The organism is Vibrio sp. 10N.222.55.C6 (assembly GCF_041473395.1).
In the GTDB taxonomy this organism is placed as follows: domain Bacteria; phylum Pseudomonadota; class Gammaproteobacteria; order Enterobacterales; family Vibrionaceae; genus Vibrio; species Vibrio crassostreae_C.
Genome location: NZ_JBFRSD010001088.1, coordinates 1 through 233 on the forward strand (window position 1 = coordinate 1; position 233 = coordinate 233).

Here is a 233-nt window from a genome sequence, read left to right on the forward strand (position 1 = left end):
GACAAAGCATTGGCTTACCGCAACTGGTTAGGCTTAATGAAGGGTGATCTGCAAGAATCGCTAGAGAAAAATGGCAAGACCATTGTTCGTAACCTGAACCCAGATCGTCAATACACCAGTGTGACGGGGGGGGAAATCTCGCTTAAAGGTCGCAGCATGTTGTTCATACGCAATGTGGGCCACCTAATGACTAACCCTGCAATTATTGATGCTGAAGGTAATGAAGTGCCTGA

The 233-nt window shown here is 46.8% G+C and carries 1 pseudogene; it reads left to right on the forward strand.

Going from position 1 to position 233, the window contains the following annotated elements:
- A pseudogene (locus AB4486_RS27675) lies at positions 1–233 on the forward strand (malate synthase G); the annotation flags it as partial.